The organism is Burkholderia paludis, assembly GCF_000732615.1.
Taxonomy (GTDB): Bacteria; Pseudomonadota; Gammaproteobacteria; order Burkholderiales; family Burkholderiaceae; genus Burkholderia; species Burkholderia paludis.
In genome coordinates, this window is the sequence record NZ_JPGL01000129.1 from 1 (window position 1) to 1,345 (window position 1,345).

Genomic DNA, 1,345 nt, shown 5'->3' on the forward strand with positions numbered 1-1,345 from the left:
TGATCCAGCGCGCACCCATCACCCCATCATCATAGGCCGCAAGATCTGATCGATACTGGCGGCTCCAGGTAAACGGAAACGGTCCCGGCAACGTGAAGTCATCGTGATCGAGTCGCTCGGCTCCGCGCGCAAAACTGATACTACCTGTCGTCCCGGCTTCAAGATTCTTGCAACAGTTGCCATCCCCTTCAGCATCGGCCTGCGCGCCAATTTTTTCGACCACGCCATGGCCGCGATTCTGCGCAGCCTGACCACTCTTGCCTTCCGGTATGTTCGCCGCCTGGCTCTTGCGAGGATGTTTCCGGGAAGCCTTGATGACAGCCAGCAGCAGCGTCAGCAGCTTGGCGATTTCGCCCACGCGCGGATCGGCAAGCTTAGCCAGCGCGCCTTTACACAGGCCGGCAAGTTCCCGAAGTTTCTTGTCCACGTCGGCGGCCATCTGCTCCTGCTGCTGCCGTGTCATGGTGGCATGCACTACCGCATTGGAGACCGTTTCCACATTGGCCTTGGTCGCGTGATACAACGACCAAAGGCCCTTCTTGATGCCCGCCCCCGGATCACGTAAGAAAATCTCCGACGCCTGACTCGCCTCCTTGTCCGACAGCTTGGCGTTGCCCACCGCGTTCAAGTTACCCAGCGCCGCTTTCTTCATGCCCGCGGCCATGTCCAGCAGCATCTTTTCCAGCAGCTCGCCCGCGTCCTTGAGCATGCCGTCCAGTCGGACCTGCGCCTCCTGAACGAACTTCTCCAGTTCCCCGACGATGGTCGCATTCAGGTGCGCGGCAAACAGATCGACCAACACGTCGTTCGCCTGGGCTTTCACGCCATCCTTCACCATCGCCTTGAGCTGGGCTGCCAATTCGTGGCGCGCTTCTGCCAGCATCGGTCGGAGGCTCATGCGCGCCGCCGCCAGTGTCGGCGGCACCGGAATGATCCCGATCAGGTCGATGCCGATGTTTACCCAGTCCATCGCATCGGTGGACGGCTTGTCGTGCAACGCCTTCAAGTCCAGCGCCACGCTCACCAGGGCAATGACGTTGCCGACCACCGGTAGCCCCTGTGCGACGTTATTCAGTCGCTCGAGCGTGACGGCGCCGCCGCTGATCTGTTGCAGCCACTGATCGAACTTACGCGCGGCGGCGACGATATCTTTCGGATGAATGGTGTTCAGCGGTGCAACAGCCATCTGCTGAGGACGGCTTACGGTCGAAGATGCGGTCATGGAGGGAAACCGGAAATGAATTCAGAAATGAGGCGAAGACGCCGCGAGATATCGGTTCGTCGTCCGTCAAACAAACCCAGGCGTACGCATGTCAGACGCCGTTGATCCGGTTTGCGCCTTGCC

The 1,345-nt window shown here is 60.3% G+C and carries 1 protein-coding gene; it reads right to left on the minus strand.

Annotation, left to right across the window (positions count from 1 at the left end):
* Positions 1-1,222: DUF6531 domain-containing protein (locus GQ56_RS0138625; protein WP_235212844.1), on the minus strand; the 1,222-nt coding region annotated here is incomplete at its 3' end.
* Positions 1,223-1,345 lie beyond the last annotated feature (123 nt).